Here is a 7,602-nt window from a genome sequence, read left to right on the forward strand (position 1 = left end):
TTGTACCTGAGTGCTGACCAGTCGAGAGTTAAGTAATCTGCTTCATTATTAGTCAGCAGCTGTGCAACCAGATTAAGACTCCGCTTCATCGTCGGTTCTGACCCCGGCGAAAGCGTTGATAGGTAAACTGAAGCTGGGTGTTCCGTCAGTGGCGGCGGAATCCTCAAAACCAGAGATGAAGCAGTACTAACAGACATCACTTATCAAAATAGAAATTCTAGGAAGAGTTATTCTGCAAAATAATATTTTGATAAGTAATCCACAATCGTGCTGACTGAGGACGATTCGCACTCAGTATTTTCCTCTGGGAAAAAATGACAATAGTTCTCAAACTCAAAAGCCCAGTTGGGATGACTGGGCTTTGAATGATGCGATCGCTTCCCATTTTCTTAGAGGATAAGGGACTTCCAAAAATTAAATTACTCAATTCCTGTAATCCAATACGACTATCCGATTTCTTCTCCCCCTGCAACGCCAGCTCCCCCCGCTCCCTCTGCTTACCAAAACGATTGATTATTTTTTTATTTGGAAGTCCCCTACCTAGAAAAACATCGCTCTCGCATTGTCAACTACAGCTATTACCAGGCTGAACAGGTCTGTTCCATTGGTTCTGGGGCAGTTGAGTCTGCGATTAAACAAATTGGCACAAGGATTAAAATATCTGGGGCACAGTGGAATCTTGAAAGTGTCAATCAAATTCTTTCTGAACGCTTACGCTTATCTCAATGGTTTACTTGCTATTTGAGTGTTTCTGCCAAAACTGGATGCTCCCCCTAGATTTCCTAGTAGAAGATTTACCCAAGTTATTTTCCTCAATGCAAGTTGGAGCAGTCCGGATTCAAACGATTGTGCAATCTTTACGGAACTTCTCCCGTATGGACAAGGATTCTTATACTTTAGATGCGTTTGCCCTGGTGACGATCGCAGTAGAGTTGGACTTTAATCACGCAAGAGTTAAAAACTCGTTATTCACCATCAATTCAAAGACAAGCCCTTGAGGGAAATTCCCAGCTATTAACTGGTTTCGGATTACAAAAATTATTAAAACGCCAAGAGCAAGTAGTAAATGTTAACCCAGATACCTTAATACTCGTTAACTGTAACATCATAGAAACAGAGGTCGATGATTTGGAATTTGATTTGACTGTCGAAGCATATTTTGTAATTGGAGATGCAACAGGACAAAATCATTTTCGGGCTAATAGGATCGGACTTTGGTCAAATATATGGGGTGATAAAGAAAAACTTTTCATGCTTTGTGCTAGCAAAGTAGTGGCGATTGTCGGCCCACAGAATGTACCAATGCCATAGAAAGCATGAAGCAAACCAATTAAATTAGCAGTAAATAAGGCTCAAACTCTTTCTTCTCCTGCTCCCTGCTCCCCGTATTATCCCAACAATAATTATTTATGCCAACATGTCTAGTATAAATATTTACTTTTAAATAAATTAATATTTATATGCATAAATATAGATATACCTTTAAATACTCTAGTGAGAGAAATAAATCAGTAGAGTACTTTTATAAGAGTCCGATGTCTGCTCTCCAATTTTCACGCAATAATTTTGGAAGCCGCTGATCTGGGCTTAACTAGGATTTGAAGAGTTAACTTGACTTGAATTTTGGGAATTATTATAGGAACAGCCAAAATCCATTGTAAAACAACATTCAGGCAAGTAATAGTGTTTAAATTAATTGCTCGTATCCCGGAGTACAGTATTACCAGTTTAATTTATGAAGCTACTGCCACAGTAATTTATCGAGCATACTGCAAAGCTAACGGAGACTCAGTTGTGATTAAACTGCTCAAAGCAGAGTATCCTACTGTCAAAGAGATTGCTCAGATCAAGCACGAATACGAAATTATCCAAAATTTGAATATTGCAGGTGTAATCAAAACCCATAAATTAATCAATTACGACAATGGGTATAGTAATGGTCTAGCAATGGTTTTAGAAGATTTTGGCGGAGAATCCTTAAAAGATCAGATATCTACTACAGGGTTTGAACTAAGAAAATTTCTCAATATCGCCGTTCAAATTACTGAAACATTAGGAGAGTTACATAGTCACCACATTATCCATAAGGATGTTAAGCCTGAAAACATTCTTTATAACCCCAATAGCGAAAAAATAAAACTGATTAACTTCAGCATTGCTTCGCTACTGTCAAAAGAAAGCCCAGAAATCAGTAGCTTCAACCTGCTAGAAGGAACGCTGGCTTATATGTCGCCAGAGCAAACTGGACGTATCAACCGAACATTAGATTATCGGACAGATTTTTACTCATTAGGCGTGAGTTTTTACGAAATGCTGACGGGTCGGCTCCCGTTCCCGAATATTCAAGATCCAATGGAGTTGGTGCATTGTCACATTGCGAAAATTCCAATGGCTCCTGACGAGATTAATCCTAATGTACCACTGGGAATCTGTGCGATCGCCATGAAACTCCTGAGCAAAAATGCTGAAGATCGCTACCAAAGTGCTTACGGGTTAAAGGCTGACCTAGAGAAAGCAATGCTTGAACTGGAAACAAAAGGAAGGATTGACCTTTTTAGCTTAGGTGAGCAGGATTTTTCGCATCAATTTCAAATAGCTCAAAAACTTTATGGTCGGGAAGTAGAAGTGGCGGCTCTTATGGCTGCCTTCGAGAAAGTTAGCCTTGGTTCGACTGAAGTTGTGTTAGTAGGAGGATACTCAGGTATCGGCAAATCCTCACTGGTGAATGAAGTTCATAAACCTATTGTGCGGCAACGAGGTTACTTCATCGGTGGCAAATTTGACCAACTCAAGCGAGATATTCCTTATGCTTCTTTGATTCAGGCATTTCGAGAATTGATGCGACAACTGTTAACTGAAAGCCAAGTCAGAGTTGAGGTTTGGAAAAATAAATTGCTACAAGCATTGGGAGTTAACGGCCAGGTCATTATTGATGTTATCCCAGAAGTAGAACTGATTATCGGGCAGCAAGCGCCTGTACCGCAGTTGGGTATTACTGAGTCTCAAAACCGTTTTAATCGGGTATTTAAGCAATTTATCCATGCCTTTACTGCTGCGGATCATCCCTTAGTACTGTTTTTAGATGACCTCCAATGGGCAGATGCTGCCTCTTTGAAGCTGGTCGAGAATTTGATGACTGACTTAGAAAGCCAGTATTTATTGATGATTGGGGCTTACCGAGATAACGAAGTTAGTCCCACCCATCCCCTAATACTCATGCTAGAGGCAATTCGAGTATCTGGGGCAACCGTTGAAGAACTGCTCTTGAAGCCATTAGCAGCACCTCATATTACTCAACTGCTTACTGACACGTTCAATTGTGAATCATCCCAGGCAGAACCTTTAGCTGATTTACTACTTCAAAAAAGCCAAGGTAATCCCTTTTTCTTGACACAGTTATTAAGAGTATTACATCAAGATAATCTTTTGACATTTGATTACCGTTTGGGTTTATGGCAGTGGGATCTTAGCAAAATTCAGTCACAAGCCATTACCGATAATGTAGTCGATTTAATGGTGAATAAAATTCAGAGACTGTCAGAACCAACCCAGCAAGTTTTACAATTAGCTGCTTGTGTTGGTAATCGTTTTAATTTAGAAATTCTAGCAGTAGTAAACGAAAAATCTGCATCAGCAACAGCAGTTGATTTATGGTCAGCTTTACAGGAAGGATTAATTCTTCCCTTGAGCGATACTTATAAAATTCCTCAGTTGTTGAATCAGTCAGAATTGGCAATATACTGTGATGCTGCGGTACAAGTTGACTATAAGTTCTTGCATGATCGCGTTCAGCAAGCTGCCTATTCTTTAATTCCAATCGGTCAGCAGCAACAAGTACACCTGAAGGTGGGAAAATTACTACTACATAATAGTGAAAAAGCCCAGTTAGATGAGCATATTTTTGAAATTGTCAACCATCTAAATGTTGGAGAATCATTGATTGTTGAACCAGCAGAAAGATACGAGCTAGCAGAATTAAATTTGAAAGTAGGTCAACGAGCAAAATCATCTTCAGCGTTTGTAACTGCCCTAAAATTGTTGAAAACAGGGATAACTTATTTACCTGAAAATAGCTGGCAAGATAAATATTTATTGACATTAGATTTATATTTAAAAACTGGAGAAGCAGAATTTTTAAATGGTAAATATGAACAAGCTTTAATGATTTTTGAGCAGACTTTCAGCCAGGTAAAAAACACTCTTGATATGTGTCAAGTAAATGAATATCGGATTATGTGTTATCGCATGGAGAATGACTTAAACTCCGCCTATGAAATTGGGTTAAACACCTTGAAGCTTTTAGGTTTTGAGTTTACAGCTTATCCAGATGATGCATATCTATTGGAAAAACTTAATCAAACAAAAAAAGTTATTGGCGATCGCTCAACTTTTAGTCTAGCAGAACTACCACAAATGCAAGACGAAGAGAAGTTAATGGCTCAACGCATCTTAAAAGAGGTTTGGCCTATTGCTTACTTTTTAGGATCTAAAGCGTTGCACGTTACATCTATGAATCTGACTCAGCTTTCAGTTCAATATGGCAACTCACCGATTTCGGTATTTGGCTATATGCTGTATTCCTTCAACTTAGTATTTCAATATGGTGAGGTAGATTCCGGTTATGAGTTTGGACAGCTTTCTCTCCAACTCCATGAAATTATGAGAACGAAGGAATTAGAAGCGAACATTTTGAATATGTGGGGAGGTTTAATCTGTCATTATAAAGACCATATTAGCCAGGGAAAACCTTATTTGTTAAAGGGATTTAATAGCGGTTTAGAAACAGGTTCTTACCAATGGTCTGGTTATTGTTCAGTTAATTTTTTATGGCAATCTTTGTTTGGGAATGAATCTTTAGAAAAAACCGCAGAAGTAGCCGAAGATTTTATTCCTACCCTCCGCAAGATTGACAAAAATATGTTGAACTACCATCTGCTGGCTATGGAAGCGATCGCTAACCTGACTAAGCCAGTAGGCAAGATTGACGAGCTTGTTGGAACTTGGGCAGATGAACAGCAAGTGCTAGAGTTTGCGTTGGCATCTTCAGATATGTTGAGTGCATTTGTAGTTTACATCTATAAACTTGCGCTCTGTAACTGGTATGGAGAGTATACCAAAGCTGTTGAGTATGCAGAGAATGCAGAAAAATTTGTTGGGGGATCACGAGGAATTTTTATTAATCCTGTTTTCTACTTTCACCAAAGTATTGCTTTGGCAAGAGCTTATGCTGAGGTAGATACAACAACTCAAGTCATTTATCTGCATAAACTAAATGTCAACCTGGAAAAATTTCAGCAATGGGCAATGCACTGCCCAACCAATTATCAACACAAGTTCCTGCTGATTCAAGCTGAAATTGCTCAGATTTGCCAACAAGATTATCAGGCAATGGAGTTGTATGACAAGGCGATCGTCTCTGCTGCCGAAAACGGTTATTTACAAAATGAAGCCTTGGCAAACGAACTCGCATTTCGATTTTACTTGGCCAAAGGCAGAAAAAACCTTGCCAAAGTTTATCTTACAGAAGCCCGCTATCGCTATCTGAAGTGGGAAGCTATGGGTAAAGTACAACAACTAGACGAACAATATTCTCAATTTTTTACAGATACAGCAGCAGAATCAACTCTTCAGGGCACTGCTACAAACCCAATCAGAGATATTTCTGAAGCTAAAACCCAAATTCTAGATTTAAGCACAGCAATTAAAGCATCACAAGCACTGTCGAGTGAGATGGAGCTAAATCGGCTGCTGGAGAAGATGATGACGATCGCGATCGAGAATGCTGGTGCCCAAATGGGTTATCTACTTGTTAAACGGGAGAACCAATGGCTGATTGAAGCTGAGGGAAACGTTAATCGAGACCAAGTGACAGTGCAATCATCCAGCCTGGTTCAAGTAAAGCATAAACTACCAATTTTGCTGATTAATTATGTTGAAAGAACAAAAGAAAATTTGGTTTTAGACGATGCTAGCCACACAGAGCGTTTTGCCAGTGACAACTATATTATTGCCAATCAACCTAAATCAGTTTTGTGTTCGCCTTTCACTCATCAGGGTAAACTAACCGGAGTTCTTTACTTGGAAAATAACCTCACTACCGGAGCCTTTACCGCAGAGCGATTAGAGGTACTGAACTTATTGACTTCGCAAGTTTCCATCTCTATAGAAAATGCTCGACTTTACACAAATTTGCACATATACTCCCAGGAGTTAGAGATTTCGGAAACACAAGCGCGTCAGAAAGCAAAGGAGTTAGAGCAGACGCTCGATGAATTGAAGCTCACCCAGTCCCAGATGGTGCAAAGCGAAAAAATGTCTAGCCTGGGGCAGTTGGTAGCAGGCGTTGCTCACGAAATCAATAACCCAGTCAGTTTTATCTACGGCAACCTTACTTACGTCAATAATTATATCAAAGACTTGATGAGTGTAGTACAACTTTATCAGCAGCAAAACCAGAATTTACCACCTAAAGTTCAGAATGAAATAGATGCGCTTGACTTAGATTTTTTGATGGAAGACTTACCTAAGCTGTTGGCTTCAATGAAAGTGGGAACTGATCGCATTCGCCAAATTGTATTATCTTTACGAAACTTTTCCCGTCTAGATGAAGCTGAAGTCAAAGCTGTTGATATCCATGAGGGCATTGATAGCACCCTAATGATTTTGCAAAATCGGCTTAAACCCCAACCACACTCTCCGGGAATTCAGGTAATACAGGAGTACGGCAACCTGCCACCCGTAGAGTGCTACCCTGGACAACTGAATCAGGTATTTATGAACCTGATCGCTAATTCAATTGACTCTTTGGAAGAATTTAACAAACATCGGACTGATGCCGAGAAAATACGTCGCCCAGGCATTATTACAATTCGTACTACTGTTGAAGACGATCTTGCTGTCATTCGCATTGCTGACAACGGTTCTGGGATCTCTGAAAATATCCGGCAGCAACTCTTCACACCCTTTTTTACTACAAAACCTGTGGGTAAAGGAACTGGTTTAGGGCTATCTATTAGTTACCAGATTGTAACTAATAAGCATCAAGGGCAGTTAGAATGTGTATCGGTTTTAGGACAAGGGGCTGAATTTATGATCTCTATCCCCCTTCAGAGATGATTTATAAAGTAAACCTTAACTTGTAACGTGCGGAATCGCCTTGTCTCGAATGTGTATTTTGACAACGAACGGGAGTACATTAAGTTCAGCAACGGCAGGACATTGCGAGTAGACACTGCCTACCGATGCGGCTGGAACAGTACTCTAGAATATGCCACCACTGACAATCCTATCCTCAGACAATAATCTGTTACCCATTGCCCGATTTATTTAAATACTCCCAAGGACTTTCGGATTAATTCGCCTTGCTCAAAAATCAAGATGAATTAAAGCGATTATTCATCGAGGGGCTACTTACAAATTGCGATCGCGCACAGTAGAAACATAATAAATAAAGCTGATATTTTTTGGAAACTTAAGTTCATTTAATCGCTGCTTAGATGCCAATACGATTGGGAGCATCTCACCTTTGCAAAAATATCAGTTAGTAAGTTGACCATTGAGATAAGCAGCTCGAAGTTGTAACATTCGAGGCACATTTTCCAA

General features: G+C 39.6%; 3 protein-coding genes and 2 pseudogenes. 4 read left to right on the top strand and 1 reads right to left on the bottom strand.

The genetic code is table 11. The features are described 5' to 3' along the window. Positions 1–197 (bottom strand): annotated as a pseudogene (locus V7K49_RS13095) (integrase); the annotation flags it as partial. 334 nt (positions 198–531) lie between these two features. Between V7K49_RS13095 and V7K49_RS13100 the strand changes: the two are divergent. From V7K49_RS13100 to V7K49_RS13115, 4 genes and pseudogenes are all read left to right on the top strand, one after another. After that, positions 532–745: pseudogene (locus tag V7K49_RS13100) on the top strand (ISKra4 family transposase); the annotation flags it as partial. Between the two features lie 395 nt (positions 746–1,140). Beyond that, positions 1,141–1,311: a hypothetical protein gene (locus tag V7K49_RS13105; RefSeq protein WP_335205901.1), complete on the top strand. Its 171-nt coding sequence runs from the start codon at positions 1,141–1,143 to the stop codon at positions 1,309–1,311. A gap of 372 nt (positions 1,312–1,683) precedes the next feature. After that, positions 1,684–7,116 (top strand): trifunctional serine/threonine-protein kinase/ATP-binding protein/sensor histidine kinase, encoded by a 5,433-nt coding sequence (locus V7K49_RS13110; protein ID WP_335205903.1) that lies wholly within the window; start codon positions 1,684–1,686, stop codon positions 7,114–7,116. A 27-nt stretch (positions 7,117–7,143) separates the two neighbouring features. Next, positions 7,144–7,302: a hypothetical protein gene (locus V7K49_RS13115; protein ID WP_335205905.1), complete on the top strand. Its 159-nt coding sequence runs from the start codon at positions 7,144–7,146 to the stop codon at positions 7,300–7,302. Positions 7,303–7,602 lie beyond the last annotated feature (300 nt).

This window comes from Nostoc sp. (genome assembly GCF_036919675.1).
GTDB lineage: Bacteria > Cyanobacteriota > Cyanobacteriia > Cyanobacteriales > Nostocaceae > Nostoc.